The 22,994-nt window shown below is 60.0% G+C and carries 20 protein-coding genes; 13 read left to right on the forward strand and 7 right to left on the reverse strand.

Translation table 11 applies throughout. The annotated features are described in order from the left end of the window. Positions 1–13 precede the first annotated feature (13 nt). Positions 14–2,410: a PAS domain-containing sensor histidine kinase gene (locus FEE99_RS00880; protein WP_064361247.1), complete on the reverse strand. Its 2,397-nt coding sequence runs from the start codon at positions 2,408–2,410 to the stop codon at positions 14–16. A 73-nt stretch (positions 2,411–2,483) separates the two neighbouring features. Between FEE99_RS00880 and FEE99_RS00885 the strand changes: the two genes are divergently transcribed. Then, positions 2,484–3,470 (forward strand): alpha/beta hydrolase family protein, encoded by a 987-nt coding sequence (locus FEE99_RS00885; RefSeq protein WP_041476692.1) that lies wholly within the window; start codon positions 2,484–2,486, stop codon positions 3,468–3,470. Positions 3,471–3,567: 97 nt separating this feature from the next. Here FEE99_RS00885 and FEE99_RS00890 read toward each other — a convergent pair whose 3' ends face one another. Genes FEE99_RS00890 through FEE99_RS00900 form a run of 3 tightly spaced genes read right to left on the reverse strand, consistent with a single transcriptional unit; the run spans position 3,568 to position 6,024 of the window. After that, on the reverse strand, positions 3,568–4,335 hold the full coding sequence (locus FEE99_RS00890) for a TerB family tellurite resistance protein (protein ID WP_041476693.1): 768 nt from the start codon (positions 4,333–4,335) through the stop codon (positions 3,568–3,570). A gap of 1 nt (position 4,336) precedes the next feature. Further along, positions 4,337–5,008, reverse strand: coding sequence for an N-acetylmuramate alpha-1-phosphate uridylyltransferase MurU (gene murU, locus FEE99_RS00895; protein WP_041476694.1), 672 nt, complete (start codon positions 5,006–5,008; stop codon positions 4,337–4,339). Then, the gene (locus tag FEE99_RS00900; protein ID WP_041476695.1) at positions 5,005–6,024 is read right to left on the reverse strand and encodes an aminoglycoside phosphotransferase family protein; all 1,020 of its coding nucleotides are present in this window, start codon (positions 6,022–6,024) and stop codon (positions 5,005–5,007) included. Before FEE99_RS00900 ends, murU begins: the two co-directional genes overlap by 4 nt. 130 nt (positions 6,025–6,154) lie before the next feature. Between FEE99_RS00900 and FEE99_RS00905 the strand changes: the two genes are divergently transcribed. The 11 genes from FEE99_RS00905 (at position 6,155) to FEE99_RS00955 (ending at position 20,246) form a co-directional block, all read left to right on the forward strand. Continuing rightward, complete coding sequence (locus FEE99_RS00905; protein ID WP_041476696.1) at positions 6,155–8,953, forward strand: LPS-assembly protein LptD; 2,799 nt, start codon at positions 6,155–6,157, stop codon at positions 8,951–8,953. Then, positions 8,928–10,250 carry a peptidylprolyl isomerase SurA gene (gene surA / locus FEE99_RS00910; protein ID WP_177327002.1) on the forward strand — a complete coding sequence of 441 codons (1,323 nt, stop codon included), beginning with the start codon at positions 8,928–8,930 and terminating at the stop codon, positions 10,248–10,250. The genes FEE99_RS00905 and surA overlap by 26 nt, the downstream gene beginning before the upstream one ends. Next, positions 10,247–11,236 (forward strand): 4-hydroxythreonine-4-phosphate dehydrogenase PdxA, encoded by a 990-nt coding sequence (pdxA, locus tag FEE99_RS00915; protein ID WP_041476698.1) that lies wholly within the window; start codon positions 10,247–10,249, stop codon positions 11,234–11,236. The genes surA and pdxA overlap by 4 nt, the downstream gene beginning before the upstream one ends. Continuing rightward, positions 11,233–12,051: a 16S rRNA (adenine(1518)-N(6)/adenine(1519)-N(6))-dimethyltransferase RsmA gene (gene rsmA / locus FEE99_RS00920; protein ID WP_041476699.1), complete on the forward strand. Its 819-nt coding sequence runs from the start codon at positions 11,233–11,235 to the stop codon at positions 12,049–12,051. Before pdxA ends, rsmA begins: the two co-directional genes overlap by 4 nt. 113 nt (positions 12,052–12,164) lie before the next feature. Next, positions 12,165–12,545 (forward strand): Co2+/Mg2+ efflux protein ApaG, encoded by a 381-nt coding sequence (apaG, locus tag FEE99_RS00925; RefSeq protein ID WP_041476700.1) that lies wholly within the window; start codon positions 12,165–12,167, stop codon positions 12,543–12,545. After that, positions 12,545–13,426: a symmetrical bis(5'-nucleosyl)-tetraphosphatase gene (locus FEE99_RS00930; RefSeq protein ID WP_041476701.1), complete on the forward strand. Its 882-nt coding sequence runs from the start codon at positions 12,545–12,547 to the stop codon at positions 13,424–13,426. The genes apaG and FEE99_RS00930 overlap by 1 nt, the downstream gene beginning before the upstream one ends. 34 nt (positions 13,427–13,460) lie before the next feature. Beyond that, positions 13,461–13,790 (forward strand): thiosulfate sulfurtransferase GlpE, encoded by a 330-nt coding sequence (gene glpE / locus FEE99_RS00935; RefSeq protein ID WP_041476702.1) that lies wholly within the window; start codon positions 13,461–13,463, stop codon positions 13,788–13,790. A gap of 296 nt (positions 13,791–14,086) precedes the next feature. Then, on the forward strand, positions 14,087–16,009 hold the full coding sequence (locus tag FEE99_RS00940) for a PrkA family serine protein kinase (protein ID WP_016772892.1): 1,923 nt from the start codon (positions 14,087–14,089) through the stop codon (positions 16,007–16,009). Positions 16,010–16,128: 119 nt separating this feature from the next. Continuing rightward, complete coding sequence (locus FEE99_RS00945; RefSeq protein WP_039757709.1) at positions 16,129–17,400, forward strand: YeaH/YhbH family protein; 1,272 nt, start codon at positions 16,129–16,131, stop codon at positions 17,398–17,400. Continuing rightward, positions 17,397–18,959: a SpoVR family protein gene (locus FEE99_RS00950; RefSeq protein WP_024014545.1), complete on the forward strand. Its 1,563-nt coding sequence runs from the start codon at positions 17,397–17,399 to the stop codon at positions 18,957–18,959. Before FEE99_RS00945 ends, FEE99_RS00950 begins: the two co-directional genes overlap by 4 nt. A gap of 63 nt (positions 18,960–19,022) precedes the next feature. Then, positions 19,023–20,246 carry a multifunctional CCA addition/repair protein gene (locus tag FEE99_RS00955; protein ID WP_041476703.1) on the forward strand — a complete coding sequence of 408 codons (1,224 nt, stop codon included), beginning with the start codon at positions 19,023–19,025 and terminating at the stop codon, positions 20,244–20,246. A gap of 90 nt (positions 20,247–20,336) precedes the next feature. Here the strand turns inward: FEE99_RS00955 and folK are convergent, their stop codons facing one another. Beyond that, positions 20,337–20,852, reverse strand: a complete 516-nt coding sequence (folK, locus tag FEE99_RS00960; RefSeq protein ID WP_041476704.1) for a 2-amino-4-hydroxy-6-hydroxymethyldihydropteridine diphosphokinase — start codon at positions 20,850–20,852, stop codon at positions 20,337–20,339. Further along, on the reverse strand, positions 20,843–21,199 hold the full coding sequence (gene folB / locus FEE99_RS00965; RefSeq protein WP_016772885.1) for a dihydroneopterin aldolase: 357 nt from the start codon (positions 21,197–21,199) through the stop codon (positions 20,843–20,845). The genes folK and folB overlap by 10 nt, the downstream gene beginning before the upstream one ends. A gap of 74 nt (positions 21,200–21,273) precedes the next feature. Here folB and plsY point away from each other — a divergent pair, with 74 nt between their 5' ends. Next, on the forward strand, positions 21,274–21,843 hold the full coding sequence (plsY, locus tag FEE99_RS00970; protein ID WP_041476705.1) for a glycerol-3-phosphate 1-O-acyltransferase PlsY: 570 nt from the start codon (positions 21,274–21,276) through the stop codon (positions 21,841–21,843). 23 nt (positions 21,844–21,866) lie between these two features. Here the strand turns inward: plsY and tsaD are convergent, their stop codons facing one another. After that, positions 21,867–22,892 (reverse strand): tRNA (adenosine(37)-N6)-threonylcarbamoyltransferase complex transferase subunit TsaD, encoded by a 1,026-nt coding sequence (tsaD, locus tag FEE99_RS00975; RefSeq protein WP_039757706.1) that lies wholly within the window; start codon positions 22,890–22,892, stop codon positions 21,867–21,869. Between the last annotated feature and the right edge of the window lie 102 nt (positions 22,893–22,994).

Raw genomic sequence — 22,994 nt, forward strand, 5'->3', positions numbered from 1 at the left:
ACAATACAAAACTTCAGACCTCACTTACCGGCACCCACACTTGAAGACTGGTGCCCTCCCCCGGCTCACTCACAAGCTCCAGCCGCCCGCCCATGATCAGCACCCGCTCACGCATGCCAACCAGACCAAACGACGTCGGCCTACCCTCGGCCGCGACAAATCCTACGCCATCATCGCTGACGGTCAGACACAATTCATCGCCCGCAAGCTCCAGCGTCAACTCCACCGTGTGCGCCTGAGCATGGCGCATCACGTTGGTCAGTGCCTCCTGCAAAATCCGGAACAGCCCCACCGCTTTGGCGTCACTGAGTGCCGGCAGGTTGTCCGGCACCTGCACCAGACACGGAATCTGCGTGCGCGCCTCGAAACGCCGAGCCTGCCACTCGATAGCCGAGGCAATCCCGGCATCCAGAATAGGCGGGCGCAACGCCGTCGCCACATCGCGCACCAGCTGAAACAATTGCGCGATCAGGCGCTTCATGCTGTTGAGCCGCTCGTTCAGACCTGGATCGAGTTGCGCGTAGGCCAGCTCGCACATCGATGTCTCCAGTTTCAGCACGGTGAGCATCTGTCCCAACTCATCATGAACTTCCCGGGCGATACGCGCCTTCTCTTCTTCGCGCACGCTTTCCAGGTGCGCCGACAGTTCGCGCAGTTGCTCGCGCGAGGCCGCCAGTTCCAGCTCGATGCGTTTGCTTTCGCTGATGTCCCAGACAATGCCGTCCCACACATAGGCTCCGTCCTCCAACTGGCGGGTGATTGCCTTGATCTCGGCCCAGCGCTGCTCACCCTGGCGCGTGACGATGCGGCCCTGCCACGACCAGTCGCTGTCAGTGTCCAGCGCCTGATCCTGGGTGCGGTGATAACTGGCCTTGTCGTCGGGGTGCACCAGGCTGCGCAAGCCCATGTCGCGATGAGCGATGGCTGCCGGCGCATAACCGACCAGATTTTCGCTGCCTTCGCTGATGTAGGCAAAGTCGATCTGCCCGGTGACCGGTGCCCGCTCCAGCCTGAACACCAGACCCGGAACGTTGGCGGCAATGCCTTGCAGGCGCGCCTCGCTTTCCTGCAAAGCGGCGAGCGCGCGGCGGCGGTCGGTGACGTCGGTGAGGTAGACCACCAGATATTCACTGTCGCGAAAACGCAGAAAACTCAAAGACACGTCGGCCGGCAACACGCTGCCATCGGCGCGCAGGCAGCTGGTTTCGAAGCTCAGCGGCCCTTCTTCACTGGCCCGCGCACGCTTCCACAGATTGAGCCAGCGATCCATGTGCAGGCCGGGCTCGAAATCGATCAGCGGCCGTTCGATCAGCCCGCCCGAGGGATAACCGAGCATGTTTTCCGCCGCGCGGTTGGCGTAGCGCACATGGCTGTCCCAATTGACCCAGAGGATGCCGACGGTGCTTTGATCGATGGAGAACTGCGTCAGCCGCAGCGCCTCTTCACTGGCCGCACGCAACGCGATGTCTTCGCGGGCGCTGAGCAAGCGTTGTTCGAGGCTGTGTTGTTGGCGCCGCTGCCAGACCACGATTGCCGCGCAACTGAGCAGCATCACCGCGAACAACAGACTGAGATTCTGCCAGAACCCCGGCGACTCGGTCAGCCGTGGGTATTTCGGCTGCAGCCATTGGTTGTGCAGTTGTTCCAGATCCTTGGCCGGGATAGCGCGCAAGGCGCTCTGGACAATGCCGGCCAGTTCCGGCCAATCGCGGCGCGAGGCCACACGCAGCAGTTGCGGCAGGCCGATATCGCCGACCACCACCAGTTCGGCAAACTCCGGCTCCACCGACAGCCGGCCCAACTGCGCTTCGTCGACCACCGCGTAGGAGGCTTGCTGACTCAACAGCAGCTGCAACGCCTGACGCTCCAGCGGTACGCCTTGCAGATTCAAGTGCGGATAGTTGCTGCGCAGATAATCGGCGGTGCTGCTCGGCATGCGCACGGCGACGCGGGTCTGGCTGTCGAGTTTTTCCAGATCGACCGCGCCGCTGCTTTTCTGATCGCTGACCACCAGTTGCGGCACGCGCATGTAGGGGTCGGAAAACTGCCAGAGGCGCAGCGCGCTCGGGGTCTGGCTGAGGCCCGGAGCGATGTCGATCTCGCCCTCGCGCAAAGCGTTTTCCAGCGCCCCGAGATCCTGGAAGTTGCGCCAGCTCAGCTCCACGCCCAAGGTTCTGGCGAGCAGCTTCATCAACTCGACATTGGCCCCGGACAATCGCTGCAAGCGCCGATCGTAGGTCGCGTAAGGCGCCTGCAACACCAGGCCGACGCGCAATTCGTTGTGCTGCGCCAGCCATTGCTGCTGCTCTGGCGACAATTGCGCGGCATGGCCCGGCGGCGCAGGCGCCGCCCAGCCCATCAAGGGAAACCACAAACAGCCGATAACCCACAGGCAGCAAAATCGCTTCATTGAAGTCTCATACACTGACAAATTCTGACCAACCCATTAGGCTGCCGGGATACTTTCTGGCCTGGAATAACCGATGCCCTCTGTCTACCGCCTGGCACTGCCAGCATTGTGCCTGTCGCTGATCCTGCCTTGTGCGTTTTCCGTCGAAGCCGCAGACCCTGCGCCTGCGGCCACGGATAAACCCGCCGAAGAAAAACCGGCCGAGCGCCAGCCACTGCTTGAGCGTAGTCAGGAAGAGGCCGCCGCACTGCAACGTAAACTGCCGGCGCAAGAGCAGCAACAACTGCAGGCTGGCAGCGACACTTTCCTCGCCCTGTGGAAACCGGCCAACAGCGCCGAACCCAAAGGCGCGGTGATCATCGTTCCGGGTGCCGGCGAAACCGCTGACTGGCCGCAGGCAGTTGGCCCGTTGCGAGGCAAATTGCCGGATGCCGAGTGGAGCAGCCTGAGTATCACCCTGCCGGATCTGCAAAGCGACGCCATTGCTCCGCGCGTGATCGAACCGGCCGCCGCGCCGAAAGCCCCGGAAACCACGAGCAAAGACGCCACCACCGCGCAACCGATCGAGCAAGCCGCTGGTGGGGAAGCGGAAGTTGCCGAACAGGTAGTGGCCGAGACCAGCGAAGAACAAACCAAAGCCGACGCCGAGCGCATTTTCGGACGGATCGACGCGGCGATTGCCTACGCCGAACAGCAAAGCGCGCGCAGCATTGTCGTGCTCGGTCACGGCACCGGCGCCTACTGGGCGGCGCGTTTTCTCAGTGAGAGACAAACGCCTCAGGTGGAGAAACTGGTGATGGTCGATGCGCAAGTCCCGACCAAAGCCCTGCCGCCACTCGCCGAACTGACGCCGACGCTGAAGCTGCCGACGGTGGATATTTTCTATATGGACAGAGCGCTGGATCGCAACGCGGCGCTGGAGCGCATGCAGGCGAGCAAGCGCCTGAAGACCTCGGCGTTCAGCCAGGTGGCGCTGAAGGTATTGCCGGACAAGAAGGCTGAGCAGGAACAATTGTTTCGGCGGGTGCGAGGATGGTTGAATCCACAAAATACGGACTGATAAAAGCAAAAGATCGCAGCCTTCGGCAGCTCCTACAGGAAAAATGCATTCCAAAGGTAGGAGCTGCCGAAGGCTGCGATCTTTTGATCTTCAAGGGTCAGCGAAAATCCCGTCGCTCGCGAATCAGCGTATAGGCGCTATGCAGTTCCCGCGTACGCTCGGTCGCGTCACGCACCTGCGCCGGGGTCGCGCCGCTGCCGGCGATTTTGTCCGGGTGATGGCGACTGAGCAATCGCCGGTAAGCGCGCTTGATCTGTGCCGGCTCGCTGCTCGCCGACACCCCAAGCAGCTTCATCGCCTCCTGATAGCTCACTGCCGCACTGACGATCGGCCGCTTGCCCGGCTCGTAATCGCTGGCCAGCGCTTGCACCTGCTGCGACGTCCAGCCGAGCCACTTGCCCCACTGCGCCAGCAACTCGCGTTCGCTGACCCCGGCGCGACCATCAGCCCAAACCATTCGCCAACAGGCGCGCAACACACCTTCGGCCGCGTGCGGTTGAGAACTCAGACGACGCAGATAACCGCGCAGATTGTCGCTGCCGGATTTGCCGCGATTGAATGCAGCAATGGCCCGCCGTGTCGCCGGCTCGCTCATTTCCAGCGCGCGCATTTCATTGCGCGCCTGCTGGATATGCCCGTCAGTGACGCGCCCGTCGCTCTTGGCCAGACGCCCGAGCAACACGAACAGCAGTTCATCGTTGCGCAGCATCGGCCGGCCGCCGAGCTTTTCGCGCAAGTGTCCCCAGCTCTGCAAGTGCAGGCGCCGATCCAGCGCCTGCCCCAACAACGCCCCAAGCATGGCCCCCGGAATGCTGGCAATCGCGTACCCCACTCCGGCTCCAATCAGAGTCCCTGGCCACAGCATCTCAGCGACTCGCTTCTATCAAGGCTTCGGCTTCGGCCAGACGCTCGTGGGTACCGACATCCACCCAATGCCCCTTCAGCCGCTCGCCCGTCACTTCACCTTTGGCCATGGCGTTGCGTAGCAGCGGCGCGAGCTTGAACGCGCCATCGCTGCAACCATCGAACAACTGCGGATGCAGCACGGCGATACCGCTGTAGGTCAGCGTCTGCGCATCAGGCTCGCCGTCCTGCACTTTGCCGTCGATGAGAGTGAAGTCGCCTTTCGGGTGATGCGCCGGATTGTCCGCCAGCACCAGATGCGCCAGGCCATTGATCGGCTGGTGCAGCACGCTGAAGTCGTAATCGGTCCAGATGTCGCCGTTGACCACCAGAAACGCATCGTCACCAAGTAACGGCAGCGCACGGAAAATCCCGCCACCGGTTTCCAGCGGCTCGCCCTCCGGCGAGTACTGAATACTCAGGCCGAAACGCGAACCGTCGCCCAGATGATCCTCGATCTGCTGACCAAGCCAGGCGTGGTTGATGACGACTTCGTTGAAACCTGCGGCCGCGAGGGCGTGCAGGTGATACTCGATCAGCGGCACGCCAGCGGCACGCACCAGCGGTTTCGGCGTAGTCAGGGTCAGCGGGCGCATGCGCTCGCCTTTGCCCGCTGCCAGAATCATTGCCTTCATGCCGTCGCTCCAGCACGCAAGCTGCTGAACAGCGCTTGCAGTTCCGCCAGTTCAGGGCGGCGCGCGATCACTGCTTCTATATAAGTGAAGAAGCGCGGCACGTCCGCCAGATAACGCGGCTTGCCGTCGCGATGGCAGATACGCGCGAAGATGCCGATGACTTTCAGGTGACGCTGCACGCCCATCAGGTCGCTGGCGCGCAGGAATTCTTCGAAGTCCGCCTGCACCGGGATGTCCAATGCCGAGGCTTGCTGCCAATAACTTTCCAGCCAGCCGCGAACACGTTCTTCCGGCCAGCTGAGGAAGGCGTCCTTGAACAGGCAGGTCACGTCATAGGTCACCGGGCCGTACACCGCGTCCTGGAAATCCAGCACACCGGGGTTGGGCTCGCTGAGCATCAGGTTGCGCGGCATGTAGTCACGGTGCACCAGCACTTTCGGCTGCGCCAGCGCGCTGTCGATCAGCAACTCGCTGATGTGTTGCCATTGTTGCTGCTGGGCCGCATCGAACTCGACGCCCAGCTCGCGCTTGACGTACCACTCGGGGAACAGTTCCAGCTCACGACGCAACAAGGCGACGTCGTAACTCGGCAACGGCGCAACCATCGGCAACTGTTGAAAAGCCAACAGCGCTTGCAGGGCATCGTGGAACAACGCGTCGGCATTTTCGCCATCGATGACGTCGAGATAGGTCTTGTTGCCCAGGTCATTGAGCAAAAGAAAACCGCGCTCGAGGTCTTCGGCGTAAATTTTCGGCACATTAATTCCGGATTTCGCCAGCAAAAAAGCGATATCCACGAACGGTTTGCAGTTTTCCTGGGGTGGCGGCGCGTCCATCACGACGAAGCTGCGACCATCGCCCTCCCAGCGGAAGTAGCGGCGGAAACTCGCGTCGCTGCTGGCCGCAGTCAACGTGGCCGGGGGCACGGTGCCCCAGCCCTGCTCGGCAAACAGCTTTGCCAACTGCTCATCGAGCCAAACTTTCAGGTGTTGCAAGCGTACATCTTGGTCAGGCATTGCAAGGGTCTCCGACGGCGCTAGCCGTCAAGCGGGTCATGCTTTATTATCCAGCATCTTTTTCAGACCATCGAGAGGCGTGCGGCCCACACCGCGGGCAGATGGCACGCAGGAAGCCCGGACTAATAAGATGGCATTGAAATCCCCCGCGTTTCGTAAAAAATTTCCATTGTTGGTAACCGGCAGTCTGCTGGCTATGCAACCTCTGGCCAGTCAATTCGTTGTTGCCGCCGAGCAGTATGACTGCTCCGTCTCGGCTACGGGTGGCTGGGACTGTGCGCCCAAGTCGCCCGCCGCGGCATTGCCGCCGCGTCCGGTGCATGACGGCAGTGCCGTCAGCGCTGCCGGCGAGCCTGCGGCCGGCAAGGGTTCCGACGCCGACACTGGTGCGAAAACCGCACTGGTCACCGAGTCCAAGGGCCGCGGCCTGAAATCCCGTAGCGAAGACTACAGTCACCTCGACTGGGTTCCGCGCGAGAAGCTCACCGCCGCCCAATTGGCCGAGACCGGTCCTTACTGCTCTGGTTCCTATATCGAACCGATTCGTCCTGGCATGAATGACAAGACGAATAAAAGTGACGCGCCGACCTTCATCGGTGCCAAAGCGTCGCGTTACGAGCAGGACACGCAAGTCGCCAGCCTCGCCGGTGACGTGGTCATGCGGCAGGGCAGCATGCAGGTCGAAGCCGACGAGGCCAATCTGTATCAGGCCGAGAGCCGTGGCGAACTGGCCGGCAACGTGCGCATCCGCGACAACGGCGCGCTGATCGTCGGCGACCACGCCGATGTGCAGCTCGACACCGGCGAAGCCAAGGTCGACAACGCCGAATACGTGATGCACAAATCGCGCATCCGCGGTAACGCGCTGTATGCCAAGCGTGCCGAAAACGCGATCATCCGCTTGAAGGACGGCACGTACACCACGTGCGAACCGAACAGCAACGCCTGGCAGCTCAAGGGCAACAACATCACCCTGAACCCGGCGACCGGTTTCGGTACCGCGACCAACGTGACGTTGCGCGTCAAAGACATCCCGATTCTGTACACCCCGTACATCTACTTCCCAATCGACGACCGTCGCCAGTCAGGTTTCCTGCCGCCGACCATCGGTTCGGGCAGCGACACCGGCTTCATGCTGGTCACCCCGTACTACTTCAACCTGGCGCCGAACTACGACGCCACGTTGTACCCGCGCTACATGAGCAAGCGCGGCATGCTGGTGGAGGGCGAGTTCCGCTACCTGACCAAGTCGAGTGAAGGTCAGTTCGGTGCGGCGTACCTCAATGATGAGAACGACGATCGCAAGCTTCAGTCCGACTACAAAGACACTCGCTATATGTACAACTGGCAGCATAAGGGCGGTCTCGACTCCCGCGTGCTGACCCAGGTCGACTACACCAAGATCAGCGACCCGTATTACTTCCAGGATCTGCAGACCGATCAGATTGGTGTGAAGAGCGATGATTTCGTCAATCAGCAGGGTGCGGTCAGCTACCGTGGCGACAACTACACCGCACGCCTGAATGCTCAGCAATATCAGCTGGCTACCGTTTCCAACATCACACCGTATGGCCGTCTGCCGCAGATCACCTTCAATGGTCAGCTGCCGTACCATCCGGAAGGTCTGAATTTCGATTACGAGACCGAGCTGGTTCGTTTCGATCGCGATCTACGTGATGGCGACTTCATCAATGAAGATGGCATTGCCGAGCGTCGTCTGGACACAAACATCAGCGGTCTGGCCCGCGCTAACGGTGATCGCCTGAATCTGAAGCCGGGCGTCAGCCTGCCGATGAACTGGACCTATGGTTTCCTCAAACCATCGTTGAAGTATCAGTACACGCAGTATCAGCTTGATCTGGATAACACCGGCAAATCCCAGATTGATGCGCTGTCGCCGGAAAACCAGAAGCTTTACGGCAAGTTCGACAGCAACCAGAGCCGCGGCGTCCCGATTGCCAGCATCGACAGCGGCCTGTATTTCGATCGCGATACTTCCTACTTCGGCAAGAATTACCGCCAGACTCTGGAACCACGCCTGTTCTACCTCTATGTTCCCGAGACAGATCAGGAAGACATTCCAGTATTCGACACCAGCGAATATACCTTCAATTACTCTTCGCTGTTCCGCGACAACCGCTTCTCCGGCGCCGACCGTGTAGGCGACGAGAACAAACTATCGCTGGGCGTTACCAGTCGCTGGATCGAAGAAAACGGGTTTGAACGTCAGCGCATCAGCGTGGGCCAGGCGTACTACTTCAAGAACCGCGAAGTGCAATTGCCTGGTATCGATGCGAAAACTCGTGAAGACTCCAAATCCAGTGTTTCGCCGTACGCGCTGGAATATGAATACCGCTGGAACCGTGACTGGCGCGCCACTGCCGATTACAACTGGGACCCGGACAGCCGCAGCCCACGCTCCGGCAGTGCGATGTTCCACTACCAGCCGGCTGACAACCCGAACAAAGTCATCAACGCTGGCTATCGCTATCGCAATGACCAGATCCGTTACGACCAGAACACCGGCCAGTGGTCGGTGGGCGGCGGCGACTACGGCACCCCGGGTCAACCTGGCTACGTGAAGGACTACTACAAGATCCAGCAGCATGACTTCTCGGTCATCTGGCCGATCGTTCCGCAGTGGAACGCCATCAGTCGCTGGCAGTACGACTACAACCGCAATCGCACGCTGGAAGCCTTCGGTGGTTTCGAATACGACAACTGCTGCTGGAAACTGCGCCTGATCAACCGTTACTGGGTCGCCTATGACGAAAACAGTCAGAACGCCCCGGAAAACGAAAAAGGCGACCATGGCATCTTCCTCCAAATTGTTCTGAAGGGACTCGGCGGCCTGACTGGCGCCAAGGTAGAGAGCTTCCTCGACAAAGGCATTCAAGGTTATCGTGAACGTGAAGACCAAGCTTTCTGATTGTCTGCGCCCGGTGCTGCTGGGCGCGCTGTTCCTGGGTACGGCGGCCAACGCCGCCGTACAGTCCATCGATAAAGTGGTGGCGATCGTCGATAACGACGTGGTCATGCAGAGCCAACTGGACCAACGCGTTCACGAAGTTCAGCAGACCATCGCCAAGCGCGGTGGCGGTCTGCCGCCTCCAGGCGTGCTGGATCAACAAGTGCTCGAGCGTCTGATCGTCGAAAACCTGCAACTGCAGATCGGCGAACGTTCCGGCATCCGCATCACTGACGAAGAGTTGAACCAGGCTGTCGGCACCATTGCTCAGCGCAACAACATGAGTGTCGATCAGTTTCGTGCTGCGCTCGCTCGTGATGGCCTGAACTATGACGACGCCCGTGATCAGATCAAGCGCGAAATGATCATCAGCCGTGTGCGTCAGCGTCGTGTGGCCGAGCGCATCCAGGTGTCCGAGCAGGAAGTGAAGAACTTCCTCGCCTCCGACCTCGGCAAGATGCAACTGTCCGAAGAACTGCACCTGGCCAACATCCTGATTCCGACCCCGGAAAGCGCCGACTCTGAAGCGATTCAGAGCGCTTATCGTCAGGCCATGGATGTTTACCAGCAGCTCAAGCAAGGCGCTGACTTCGGTCAGATGGCCGTGGCCAAATCCGGCAGCGACAACGCGCTGGAGGGCGGCGAGATGGGCTGGCGTAAAGCCGCGCAACTGCCACCGCCGTTCGATCGTGAATTGAGCAGCATGGCCGTCGGCGACATCACTCAGCCTGCGCGTACACCGGGCGGCTTCATCATCCTGAAGCTACTGGGCAAACGTGGCGGCGAAGCGCAGATGCGCGACGAAGTGCATGTGCGTCATATCCTGGTCAAGCCGAGCCCGATCCGCGACGAAGCCAAGACCAAGGCACTGGTGCAATCGTTGTATGACCGCATCACCGCCGGCGAAGACTTTGCCGAGCTGGCGAAAAACTACTCGGAAGATCCGGGTTCCGCCCTCAACGGCGGCGACCTGAACTGGATCGACCCGAACGTGCTGGTACCGGAATTCCGCGAAGTGATGGCTTCGACCCCACAAGGTCAGCTGTCCAAGCCATTCCAGACCCAATACGGCTGGCACGTGCTGGAAGTCCTTGGCCGTCGCGCCACTGACGGCACCGAACAGGCCCGTGAGCAGCAAGCAATGACTGTACTGCGTAACCGCAAATACGATGAAGAGCTGCAAACCTGGCTGCGTCAGATCCGTGACGAAGCATACGTAGAGATCAAACTCCCTGGTGCAGACCAGGCAGCGCAGTGAAACCCAAGCGTTTCGCGTTGACACCCGGCGAACCGGCCGGCATCGGTCCCGACCTGTGCCTGCTGCTCGCCTCGCAAGCCCAGCCACATCCCCTGATTGCCATCACCAGCCGCGACCTGCTCCTTGAGCGGGCCGCGCAGTTGGGGCTGGCCGTCAATCTGCTGGATGTCGCGCCGGGGCAGTGGCCAGATGTTCCAGCACCGGCCAACAGCCTGTACGTCTGGGACACGCCGCTCAGCGCACCGGTAATCGCCGGGCAACTGGACAAGGCCAACGCTGCATTCGTCCTCGAAACCCTGACCCGCGCCGGCAACGGCTGCCTGAATGGCGACTTCGCCGGGATGATCACCGCGCCGGTGCACAAAGGTGTGATCAACGAGTCGGGCATCGCGTTCTCTGGACACACTGAATTTCTCGCCGACCTGACGCACACCGCGCAGGTAGTGATGATGCTGGCCACTCGCGGTTTGCGCGTGGCGCTGGTCACCACCCACCTGCCCCTGCGCGAGATTGCCGACGCGATCACCCCTGAACGGCTCGAGCGAGTGACGCGAATCCTGCACGCCGACCTGCAAGACAAATTCGGCATCGCCCGGCCACGCATCCTGGTCTGCGGCCTCAACCCGCATGCCGGTGAAGGCGGCCACTTGGGCCATGAAGAAATCGACATCATCGAACCGACATTAGAGCGCCTGCGCGGCGAGGGCATGGACCTTCGTGGCCCGCTGCCTGCCGACACTCTGTTTACCCCCAAATATCTGGAGCACTGCGACGCAGTGCTGGCGATGTACCACGACCAGGGCTTGCCCGTGCTCAAGTACAAAGGCTTCGGCGCTGCCGTCAACGTGACGCTGGGCCTGCCGATCATCCGCACCTCGGTCGACCATGGCACCGCCCTGGATCTGGCCGGCAGCGGCAGGATCGACACCGGCAGCCTGCAAGTCGCCATGGAAACCGCCTACCAGATGGCCGAGACCCGTTTATGAACGAGCAATATCAACACAAGGCGCGTAAACGCTTTGGTCAGAACTTCCTCCACGATGCCGGCGTTATCGACCGCATCCTGCGCTCCATCCATGCCAAGCCTGACGATCGCCTGCTGGAAATCGGCCCCGGTCAGGGTGCGCTGACGCAGGGCCTGCTCGGCTCCGGCGCGCAACTCGACGTAGTGGAACTCGACAAGGATCTGATCCCGATCCTCAATCAGCAGTTTGCCGGCATGAGCAATTTCAACCTGCATCAGGGCGACGCGCTGAAGTTCGACTTCAATACGCTGAACGCCGCTCCAAACAGCCTGCGGGTGGTTGGCAACCTGCCGTACAACATCTCCACGCCGCTGATTTTTCATCTGCTGAACAACGCCGGCATCATTCGTGACATGCACTTCATGTTGCAGAAAGAAGTGGTCGAGCGCCTGGCCGCAGGCCCGGGTGGCGGCGACTGGGGTCGTCTGTCGATCATGGTTCAGTACCATTGCCGCGTGGAACATCTGTTCAACGTCGGCCCGGGCGCATTCAATCCGCCGCCGAAAGTCGATTCGGCGATCGTTCGTCTGGTGCCCCACGCGGTTCTGCCGCACCCGGCCAAGGATCACAAGTTGCTGGAGCGCGTGGTACGCGAAGCCTTCAATCAGCGCCGCAAAACCTTGCGCAATACCCTCAAGCAATTGCTCAGCAACGCCGAGATCGAAGCCGCTGGCGTTGATGGCAGCCTGCGTCCCGAGCAACTGGATCTGGCCGCATTCGTGCGCCTGGCCGACCAGCTCGCGATACAGGTCCCGGCAGCTCCCGCCGCCGACTGACTCGCGATGAACGCTATCGGGCAGCACACCACTCTGGTTTACTGCCCGATACTTGCCTAGACTGATTCCCCATCAGCTACGCCCCGCGTTCCGCTTCGTTAAGGCCTTCTTGCATGTCCGATTCCCGTTATCAGGTCGATGTCAGCGTCGTCACCCGCTATCTGCCAGACCAATCGCAACCCGAACACGACCGTTTCGCCTTCGCCTACACCATCACCGTACAGAACAACGGCGAGGTTGCGGCCAAGCTTCTGTCCCGGCACTGGGTGATCACCGATGGTGACGGCCATGTCGAACACGTGCGCGGTGAAGGCGTCGTCGGCCAGCAACCGTCGATCGATGTAGGCAAGAGCCATGTCTACACCAGCGGTACAGTGATGACCACCAAGGTCGGCACCATGCAGGGCACTTATCAAATGCTCGCCGACGACGGCAAACATTTCGATGCAATCATTGAACCGTTTCGCCTCGCCGTGCCCGGAGCCCTGCACTGATGACGACGTATGCCGTCGGTGACCTGCAAGGCTGCCTCGAACCGCTCAAGTGCCTGCTCAAGCAAGTTGCCTTCGACCCGGCGCTTGACCGGCTGTGGCTGGTCGGCGATCTGGTCAACCGTGGTCCGCAGTCGCTGGAAACCCTGCGCTTTCTCTTTGGCATGCGTGAGTCGCTGGTCTGCGTGCTCGGCAATCACGACCTGCACCTGCTGGCCGCCGCGAAGAAGGTCGAGCGCCTGAAGAAAAGCGACACACTGCGCGAAATCATCGAGGCCCCCGATGGGCCGCTACTGATGGAATGGCTGCGCCAGCAAAAGCTGATGCATTACGACGAAACACGCGATGTTGCGATGGTCCATGCTGGCATCCCGCCGCAATGGTCGCTGCGCCGTGCGTTGAAGTGCGCCGCCGAAGTCGAGACCGCCTTGCGTGACGACAACGTGTTCCCCGCCTACCTTGACGGTATGTACGGCAATGAACCGGCGAAATGGGACAACGACCTCAAAGGCATTGATCGTCTGCGGGTGATCACCAATTACTTCACGCGCATGCGCTTTTGCACCGCTGAGGGCAAGCTCGACCTCAAAAGCAAGGAAGGCCTCGACAGCGCGCCGCCCGGCTACAAGCCGTGGTTTCAGCACAAGGAGCGCAAGACCAAAGGCCTGCGCATCATTTTCGGCCATTGGGCGGCGCTCGAAGGCAATATCCACGAGCCGGGCATTTCCGCGCTGGACACCGGGTGCGTATGGGGCGGCAGCCTGACCCTGATGAACGTCGACAGCGGCGAACGCCTGTCATGCAAATGCGACGAGCACGGCGGACTTGCGCCATCAGTCGCCCCACTCACCCCCAACGATTCGCCCGTCAACGCCTCGCGTTAGACTGCGCCTTCAGTAGAGCAACAGGTACTTTGTCATGACCGAATTCAAACGAATCCCCCCGGAACAGGCGCAGGCCCTGCGTGAACAGGGCGCAGTCGTAGTCGACGTACGCGATCCGGCGACCTTTGCCGCGCTGCACATCAGCGGCTCCAAACATCTCGACAACCATTCCCTGCACGCTTTCATTCAAGGCGCCGACCTCGATGCACCGACCGTCGTGGTCTGCTACCACGGCAATTCCAGCCAAGGCGCAGCCGCCTATCTGGTCGGCCAGGGCTTCTCCGACGTCTACAGCATGGACGGCGGTTTCGAGCTATGGCGTACGACCTATCCTTCGGAAACGGCGCAAGGCATCGACGAATAATTTTTTTGCCCGGCGCAGGCCCCGGCTGCCGTGGGCCTGCGCGCGGCAGACGAACGGTCTGCCACAACTAATTACGTATCTCGCCTTTACCTCTCGAATTCCCAACTATCCTTAAGCGCAGGCCATCCAAAACAGGGGAGAGCCGGTACACCGGCGCGCGGGTCATCGGGAGTAGCTTTCGCGGTTTGTCGACCGTGGGAGAATTCTGGGGGGTAAACAGCAGCTGCCACAGCGACTGCTGCCAGCATCGACTGAGTGATCCGGCGTCGGCTCCACGTATCGAGCGAGGTGACGTCATGAGTATCTTTAGCCACTTCCAACAACGCTTCGAATCCACACGCCAGGAAGAACTCTCTCTGCAGGAGTACCTGGAGCTGTGCAAAAACGATCGCAGCGCCTATGTTTCCGCCGCCGAACGTCTGTTGATGGCGATCGGCGAACCGGAACTGCTCGACACTTCGACCAATTCGAGGCTGTCGCGCATCTTCTCCAACAAGGTGATCCGCCGCTATCCGGCCTTTGAAGACTTCCACGGGATGGAAGAATGCATCGACCAGATCGTCTCGTATTTCCGCCACGCCGCCCAAGGCCTGGAAGAGAAGAAACAGATTCTTTATCTGCTCGGCCCCGTTGGCGGCGGTAAATCGTCCCTGGCCGAGAAGCTGAAACAACTGATGGAGAAAGTGCCCTTTTATGCCATCAAGGGCTCGCCGGTCTTCGAGTCGCCTCTGGGTCTGTTCAACGCCACCGAAGATGGCGCGATCCTCGAGGAAGATTTCGGCATTCCACGGCGCTACCTGAACACCATCATGTCGCCCTGGGCGACCAAGCGCCTGGCCGAATTCGGCGGCGACATCAGCCAGTTCCGCGTGGTCAAGCTGTACCCGTCGATCCTCAATCAGATTGCCGTGGCCAAGACCGAACCCGGTGACGAGAACAACCAGGACATCTCGGCGCTGGTCGGCAAGGTCGATATCCGCAAACTCGAAGAATTCCCACAGAACGACGCTGACGCCTATAGCTACTCCGGTGCGCTGTGCCGGGCCAACCAGGGTTTGATGGAATTCGTCGAAATGTTCAAGGCGCCGATCAAGGTGCTGCACCCATTGCTGACTGCTACCCAGGAGGGCAACTACAACAGTACCGAAGGCCTCGGCGCGATTCCGTTTACCGGCATCCTGCTGGCTCACTCCAATGAATCGGAGTGGCACACCTTCCGCAACAACAAGAACAACGAGGCGTTCATCGACCGGATCTACATCGTCAAAGTGCCGTACTGCCTGCGCGTCAGCGACGAAGTGAAGATCTACGACAAACTGCTTTTCAACAGTTCCCTGTCCAAGGCGCACTGCGCACCGGACACCCTGAAAATGCTCGCGCAGTTCACTGTGCTGTCGCGCCTCAAGGAGCCGGAAAACTCCAACATCTATTCGAAGATGCGCGTCTACGACGGCGAAAACCTGAAAGACACCGATCCGAAGGCCAAGTCGATTCAGGAGTACCGCGATTCGGCCGGTGTCGACGAAGGCATGAACGGCCTGTCGACCCGCTTCGCCTTCAAGATCCTCTCCAAGGTGTTCAACTTCGACCCGCATGAAATCGCCGCCAACCCGGTGCACCTGCTCTATGTGCTGGAGCAGCAGATCGAACAGGAACAGTTCCAGGCCGAAACCCGCGAACGTTACCTGCGCTATCTGAAGGAGTACCTGGCGCCGCGCTACATCGAGTTTATCGGCAAGGAAATCCAGACCGCTTATCTGGAGTCCTACAGCGAATACGGCCAGAACATCTTCGATCGCTACGTGCTGTACGCGGATTTCTGGATTCAGGATCAGGAGTATCGCGACCCGGAAACCGGCGAGATCCTCAACCGCGTGGCCCTGAACGAAGAGCTGGAAAAAATCGAGAAACCGGCCGGCATCAGCAATCCGAAGGATTTCCGCAACGAGATCGTCAACTTCGTCCTGCGCGCCCGAGCCAACAACAACGGCAAAAACCCGACCTGGCTCAGCTACGAAAAACTGCGGGTGGTCATCGAGAAGAAAATGTTCTCCAACACCGAAGACCTGCTGCCCGTCATCAGCTTCAACGCCAAGGCCAGCAAGGAGGATCAGCAGAAACACAACGACTTCGTTACGCGAATGGTTGAACGTGGCTACACCGATAAACAGGTACGCCTGCTGTCCGAATGGTACCTGCGGGTCCGCAAGTCGCAGTGAGGCAGCTGCAAGCTATAAGCCACAAGCTGCAAGGAGAACGCGCGTGAATCCCAATCCGGGTGAATCGGCCTCTACTTGCAGCTTGCAGCTCAAAACTTGAAGCTCCCCGGAGGGGCCTTATGAGCTATGTGATCGACCGACGCCTCAATGGCAAAAACAAGAGCACGGTGAACCGCCAGCGTTTTCTGCGGCGTTACCGTGACCACATCAAAAAGGCTGTCGAAGAGGCAGTCAGTCGCCGCTCCATCACCGATATGGAGCACGGTGAACAGATCAGCATTCCCGGTCGCGACATCGACGAACCGGTGCTCCATCACGGACGCGGCGGCAAACAGACCGTGGTGCATCCCGGTAACAAAGAGTTCACGGCCGGTGAACATATCGCCCGTCCACCGGGCGGCGGCGGTGGGCGCGGCCCGGGCAAGGCCGGCAATTCAGGCGAAGGAATGGACGAGTTCGTCTTCCAGATCACGCAGGAAGAGTTTCTCGAATTCATGTTCGAAGACCTGGAACTGCCGAACCTGGTCAAACGCAACCTGACCGGCACCGACACATTCAAAACCGTACGCGCCGGGATCAGCAATGAGGGCAATCCGTCGCGGATCAACATCATCCGCACCCTGCGCTCAGCACATGCGCGTCGCATTGCCCTGTCCGGCAGCAGCCGCGCAAAGCTTCGCGAAGCCAAAGAAGAACTGGCGCGGCTCAAGCGCGAAGAACCGGACAACTTCGGCGATATTCAGGAACTCGAAGCTGAAATCGAGAAACTCAGCGCGCGCATTCACCGCGTGCCGTTCCTCGACACCTTCGACTTGAAATACAACCTGTTGGTCAAGCAACCCAATCCCAGTTCAAAAGCAGTGATGTTCTGCCTGATGGACGTATCCGGTTCGATGACGCAAGCGACCAAAGACATCGCCAAGCGCTTTTTCATCCTGCTTTACCTGTTTCTCAAACGTAACTACGACAAGATCGACGTGGTGTTCATCCGTCACCACACCAGCGCCCGAGAGGTGGACGAGGAGGAGTTTTTCTATTCTCGTGAGACCGGCGGCACCATTGTTTCCAGCGCCCTGAAGCTGATGCAGGAAATCATGGCCGAGCGCTATCCGAGCAACGAGTGGAACATCTACGCCGCTCAGGCCTCCGACGGCGACAACTGGAACGACGATTCGCCGATCTGCCGCGACATCCTGATCAATCAGATCATGCCGTTTGTGCAGTACTACACTTACGTGGAGATCACCCCGCGCGAACATCAGGCCCTGTGGTACGAATACGAACGCATCGCCGAAGCCTTCTCTGACACCTTTGCCCAGCAGCAACTGGTCTCGGCCGGAGATATCTATCCGGTCTTCCGTGAACTCTTCCAGCGCAGGTTAGTGACATGACCGCCAAAGAGCAGAAGCGCCAACCCATATCCACCGGCTCCGAATGGACATTCGAGCTTATCCAGACCTACGACCGCGAAATCGCCCGGATCGCGGCCCGCTATGCTCTGGACACCTATCCCAACCAGATCGAAGTGATCACCGCCGAGCAGATGATGGACGCCTATGCCTCGGTGGGCATGCCGCTGGGCTATCACCACTGGTCCTACGGCAAGCACTTCCTCAGTACCGAGAAATCCTACAGTCGCGGACAAATGGGCCTGGCCTACGAGATCGTAATCAACTCCGACCCGTGCATCGCCTATCTGATGGAAGAAAACACCATCTGCATGCAGGCGCTGGTGGTGGCCCATGCCTGCTATGGCCACAACAGCTTCTTCAAGGGCAACTACCTGTTCCGTACCTGGACTGACGCCAGTTCGATCATCGATTACCTGGTGTTCGCCAAGCAGTACATCATGCAGTGCGAAGAGCGCCACGGCATCGATGCCGTGGAAGACCTGCTCGATTCCTGCCATGCCCTGATGAATTACGGTGTCGACCGTTACAAACGCCCGTATCCGATTTCCGCCGAAGAAGAGCGCCGGCGGCAGAAGGATCGCGAAGAGCACATGCAGAAGCAGATCAATGATCTGTGGCGCACCATTCCCAAAGGCGCGGACAAATACAGCGACAAGGACAACGCCCGCTTCCCGGCCGAACCGCAGGAAAACATCCTCTATTTCATCGAGAAACACGCGCCGCTGCTGGAACCCTGGCAGCGCGAAATCGTGCGCATCGTGCGCAAGATCGCCCAGTATTTCTATCCGCAGCGCCAGACCCAAGTCATGAACGAAGGCTGGGCAACGTTCTGGCATTACACGCTGATGAATGACCTGTATGACGAAGGCCTGGTGACCGACGGTTTCATGATGGAGTTCCTCACCTCGCACACCAGCGTGGTGTTTCAGCCTGGCTTTGACAGTCCGTACTACAGCGGCATCAACCCCTATGCATTGGGTTTCGCCATGTACCGCGACATTCGGCGCATGTGCGAAGAGCCTACCGAAGAGGATCGCCGCTGGTTCCCGGACATCGCCGGTTCCGACTGGCTGTCGACCATCAAGTTCGCCATGAGCAGTTTCAAGGATGAGAGTTTCATCCTGCAGTACCTGTCGCCCAAGGTGATCCGTGATCTGAAGCTGTTCAGCATTCTCGATGACGACCAGAAAGACGACTTGCTGGTGCCGGCCATTCATGATGAGGGCGGCTACCGCATCATCCGTGAAACCCTGGCAGCGCAATACAACCTCGGCAATCGTGAGCCGAACGTGCAGATCTACAGCATCGATCGGCGGGGCGATCGCTCGCTGACCCTGCGCCATCAGCAGCACGACCGCAAACCCTTGGGCGACTCCACCGAAGAAGTCCTCAAGCACCTGCACCGGCTCTGGGGCTTCGACATTCATCTGGAAACCCTGCAAGGCGACCAGATCATGAAAACCCATCACGTGCCGCCACGCAGTGAACACAGCGAAGGCGATTACGGCCGGCTCGATCTGGCCGTGATTCATCTTTGATCCGGTTCCGGCCTCCGAAAGTCTGACGCAAGGGTTATCCTGTCGGACTGACGGAGGTTTTTTATGCAGGTTTACAAGGTTGGCGGCGCAGTACGTGACCGCCTGTTGGGGTTGCCGGTCACTGACATCGACAGGGTCGTGGTGGGCGCCACCACGGAGGAAATGCTCGCCAAGGGATACCGCCCGGTTGGCGCCGATTTTCCGGTGTTTCTGCACCCCAAAACCGGTGAGGAATATGCCCTCGCCCGTACGGAACGCAAGAGTGGCCGGGGTTACGGCGGCTTCACTTTCTACGCGAGTCCGGAAGTCACGCTCGAAGAAGACCTGATTCGCCGCGACCTGACGATCAATGCCATGGCCGAGGACGATCAGCTCAACCTGACTGATCCGTATCAAGGTCAACGCGACCTCGAAGCACGAATCCTTCGCCATGTTTCCCCGGCATTCGCCGAAGATCCGCTCCGTGTCCTGCGTGTTGCCCGTTTTGCTGCGCGCTACGCAGGATTGGGCTTTACGGTCGCCGATGAAACCATGGACTTGATGCGCCAGCTCAGTGAGTCCGGCGAATTGCAGGCGCTGACTGCCGAACGTAGCTGGAAGGAGATTTCCCGGGCACTGATGGAAGATCATCCACAGGTGTTCATCCAGGTCTTGCGCGACTGTGGCGCACTCAAAGAGCTATTGCCGGAAGTCGACGCCTTGTTCGGCGTGCCGCAGCCAGAGACCCATCACCCGGAAATTGACACAGGCCTGCACACCCTGAGCGTGCTGGAGCAATCAGCCCAGCACAAACAACCACTGACAGTGCGCTGGGCCTGCCTGCTGCATGACTTGGGCAAAGGCCTGACGCCGGAAGATGAGTGGCCCAGGCATATCGCCCATGAGCACACCGGGCTGAAGCTGATCAAAGCGGTCAACGAGCGCTTCAAGGTCCCCAAGGACTGTCAGGAACTGGCGCTGCTGGTCGGCCAGTATCACACCCATGGGCATCGGGCGCTCGAGTTGAAAGCCTCGACGCTGCTGGAGTTGCTGCAAAGTTTCGATATCTACCGCCGGCCACAGCGCTTCGAGGAATTTATCGCCGCGTGCGAGATGGACGCCCGTGGCCGCAAGGGCCTGGAGCAGCGCAGTTATCCACAGGCGGATTATTTGCGCGGAGCGGCGAAAGCTGCGCGAGCGGTGGCGGTGCAGCCGCTGCTGGAAAAGGGCTTCAAGGGGCCGGAACTGGGTGAAGCGCTGAAGCGGGAACGGTTGAAAGCATTGAAGATCTACAAAGACAACGCCTGAAGCAAGATCAAAAGATCGCAGCCTTCGGCAGCTCCTTCAGGGAAACGCAAATTCCTCTGTAGGAGCTGCCGAAGGCTGCGATCTTTTGCTTTAAAGATTCGACGGAGTCAATTGCTGCCCATTCCATTCGAACGCAACCGGCGCCAACACCTGATCAATTTGCGCCTCGGCCCACAACGTCGCAAAGCTCTTGCCCACCCCCGGATGCACCCGATCCGGCGCAATCAACGACAGCGGCCACAGCACAAAGGCATTTTTCAGGATTTCCGCACGCGGCAGCATCAATCCATCGAAATTACCCACCAGATCGCCATACAGCAGCACGTCGATATCCAGCGGCAGACCTTTGCGATCCGGGGCATAACGACCGTTGTCCGCCTCGATGAATTTCAAGCGGCGGTCGAGCTCCATCAATGGCAGGTCCGTGTAGGCCGAGACCACAAAATTGAAGAACGGCCCGCTCTTGATGCCCACCGGTTGGCTCTCGAACACCGCCGAACAACGGATATCCACCAGGAACGTGGCCAGCGCATCGAGACCGGCGCGCAAATGGGTTTCGCGCTCGATATTGCTACCGAGCCCGAGGTAGACCTGAGTCAGCGACATCCGCGCTCGATCTCCACACCCACACCACCCTTGGCCGCTGGAACGGCGCCCGGCTTGGTCAGTTTCAGTCGCACCCAGGTGATCTTGAATTCGGCCATCAGCACTTCAACCAGACGCTCGGCGAAGGTTTCGACCAGTTGGAATTGCGCCTGCTCGGCAAAGGCCTGAATGCGCGTGGAAACACTGGCGTAATCGAGCGCCAGGGTCAGGTCGTCACCGGCGGCGGCCGGGCGATTGTCCCAGGCGAAGCTCAGATCAAGACGCAGGCACTGACGGATGCCGCGCTCCCAGTCGTAGGCACCGATCACGGTGTCGACTTCCAGGCCCTCGATAAACACTCTGTCCAAGCACTTCTCTCCGCTGCACGACAAGGGCGCGATGCGCCGTTAGAATCAGGGCGTCCTCGCCCGGAATAGTTAGCATGTTTTGGCTACTGGCGATTCTCGCCTACCTGCTCGGCTCGCTGTCCTTTGCCATTTTGCTCAGCCGCCTGACCGGAAATCCGGATCCGCGAATGAGTGGCTCGGGTAATGCCGGCGCCACCAACATGCTGCGCCTGGCCGGTCGCAAACTGGCGATCCTGACCCTGCTCGGTGATCTGTGCAAAGGCCTGCTGCCGGTGCTGATCGCCTCGGGCGCGGGCCTTTCAGTGCAGGATCAGGCCTGGATTGGCGTATGCGCCGTGATCGGTCACCTGTTCCCTTTGTACTTTCGCTTTCGTGGCGGCAAAGGCGTTGCCACTGCCGCCGGCATGCTGCTCGGCCTGTATCCACCCGCCGCGCTGCTGGCAGTATGTGCCTGGCTACTGACGTTTTACCTGACCCGCACCAGCTCGCTGGCGGCGCTGATTGCCACGCCACTGACCCTGCCGTTGCTGGCCTGGCAGGAGCCGGAAGCCTTGCTGCCAATGAGCGCGCTGACCTTGCTGATTGTCTGGCGCCATCGCGGCAATCTACGCGACCTGTTTGCCGGGCGCGAACGGCATTTCTGACTGCCGTCCATGAGCGTCGCTCATTACAGCGCCGACAACTGCTCCATTGGCCAGCGTGCCTGCACGGTGATTGCCAGACTTTCCTGCTGACCGGCCTTCAGGCGCTGGCAACCGGCAAATGCGATCATCGCGCCATTGTCGGTGCAGAACTCCGGGCGCGCATAGAACACATCACCCTTCATATCGCCGAGCATCTTTTCCAGCGAAACCCGCAACGCCTTGTTGGCGCTGACGCCGCCGGCAATCACCAGTCGCTTCATGCCTGCCTGTTTCAGGGCGCGCTTGCACTTGATGGTCAAAGTCTCCACCACGGCCTGCTGGAACGCCAGCGCGATGTCGCAACGGGCTTGCTCGCCGTCGTCCCCGGCGCTGACGCATTGCTGCCAGGTATTGAGGGCGAAGGTTTTCAAGCCGCTGAAACTGAAGTCCAGACCCGGGCGATCACACATCGGACGCGGAAAGGTGAAACGTCCTGCGACGCCCTTCTCGGCCAGCTTGGCGATTTCCGGCCCGCCGGGGTAATTGAGGCCCATCATCTTCGCGGTTTTGTCGAAGGCTTCACCGGCCGCATCGTCGAGCGTCTCGCCGAGCAGGCTGTATTGGCCAATGCCATCAACCTGAACCAGCTGCGTATGGCCACCGGAAACCAACAAAGCGACGAACGGGAATTCAGGCGGTTTCGGTTCCAGCATCGGGGCGAGCAAGTGGCCTTCCATGTGGTGCACGCCAAGCGCCGGAATGCCCCAGGCAAACGCCAGCGCCTGCGCGCAGGATGCACCGACCAGCAGCGCGCCGACCAGGCCAGGACCTGCGGTGTAGGCGATTGCGTCGATCTCGGTCGGCACACAGTCGGCCTCGGCCAACACCTGACGGATCAAGGGCAGCATGCGTTTGACGTGGTCACGCGAGGCCAGCTCCGGCACCACACCGCCATAGACACGGTGCAGGTCGATCTGACTGAACAGCGCGTCGGCCAGCAGACCGCGTTCACTGTCATACAATGCGACGCCGGTTTCGTCGCAGGAGGTTTCTAATCCCAGTACTAGCATGGGTTTGCGCCTTGTTTAGGCTGAATTCGAAGGCGCGCATAATAGTCGCCACGTGATGCCCCGACCAGCGGTTTTCGATCAGAGGCTTTGCATTCCGAGCGA

The organism is Pseudomonas sp. ef1, assembly GCF_007293365.2.
Taxonomy (GTDB): Bacteria; Pseudomonadota; Gammaproteobacteria; order Pseudomonadales; family Pseudomonadaceae; genus Aquipseudomonas; species Aquipseudomonas siliginis.

Coding starts and splice junctions, on each gene's coding strand:
- FEE99_RS00880 (WP_064361247.1), bottom strand. CDS start 2,410: ATGAAGCGATTTTGCTGCCTGTGGGTTATCGGCTGTTTGTGGTTTCCC.
- FEE99_RS00885 (WP_041476692.1), top strand. CDS start 2,484: ATGCCCTCTGTCTACCGCCTGGCACTGCCAGCATTGTGCCTGTCGCTG.
- FEE99_RS00890 (WP_041476693.1), bottom strand. CDS start 4,335: ATGCTGTGGCCAGGGACTCTGATTGGAGCCGGAGTGGGGTACGCGATT.
- murU (WP_041476694.1), bottom strand. CDS start 5,008: ATGAAGGCAATGATTCTGGCAGCGGGCAAAGGCGAGCGCATGCGCCCG.
- FEE99_RS00900 (WP_041476695.1), bottom strand. CDS start 6,024: ATGCCTGACCAAGATGTACGCTTGCAACACCTGAAAGTTTGGCTCGAT.
- FEE99_RS00905 (WP_041476696.1), top strand. CDS start 6,155: ATGGCATTGAAATCCCCCGCGTTTCGTAAAAAATTTCCATTGTTGGTA.
- rsmA (WP_041476699.1), top strand. CDS start 11,233: ATGAACGAGCAATATCAACACAAGGCGCGTAAACGCTTTGGTCAGAAC.
- apaG (WP_041476700.1), top strand. CDS start 12,165: ATGTCCGATTCCCGTTATCAGGTCGATGTCAGCGTCGTCACCCGCTAT.
- FEE99_RS00930 (WP_041476701.1), top strand. CDS start 12,545: ATGACGACGTATGCCGTCGGTGACCTGCAAGGCTGCCTCGAACCGCTC.
- glpE (WP_041476702.1), top strand. CDS start 13,461: ATGACCGAATTCAAACGAATCCCCCCGGAACAGGCGCAGGCCCTGCGT.
- FEE99_RS00940 (WP_016772892.1), top strand. CDS start 14,087: ATGAGTATCTTTAGCCACTTCCAACAACGCTTCGAATCCACACGCCAG.
- FEE99_RS00945 (WP_039757709.1), top strand. CDS start 16,129: ATGAGCTATGTGATCGACCGACGCCTCAATGGCAAAAACAAGAGCACG.
- FEE99_RS00950 (WP_024014545.1), top strand. CDS start 17,397: ATGACCGCCAAAGAGCAGAAGCGCCAACCCATATCCACCGGCTCCGAA.
- FEE99_RS00955 (WP_041476703.1), top strand. CDS start 19,023: ATGCAGGTTTACAAGGTTGGCGGCGCAGTACGTGACCGCCTGTTGGGG.
- folK (WP_041476704.1), bottom strand. CDS start 20,852: ATGTCGCTGACTCAGGTCTACCTCGGGCTCGGTAGCAATATCGAGCGC.
- plsY (WP_041476705.1), top strand. CDS start 21,274: ATGTTTTGGCTACTGGCGATTCTCGCCTACCTGCTCGGCTCGCTGTCC.
- tsaD (WP_039757706.1), bottom strand. CDS start 22,892: ATGCTAGTACTGGGATTAGAAACCTCCTGCGACGAAACCGGCGTCGCA.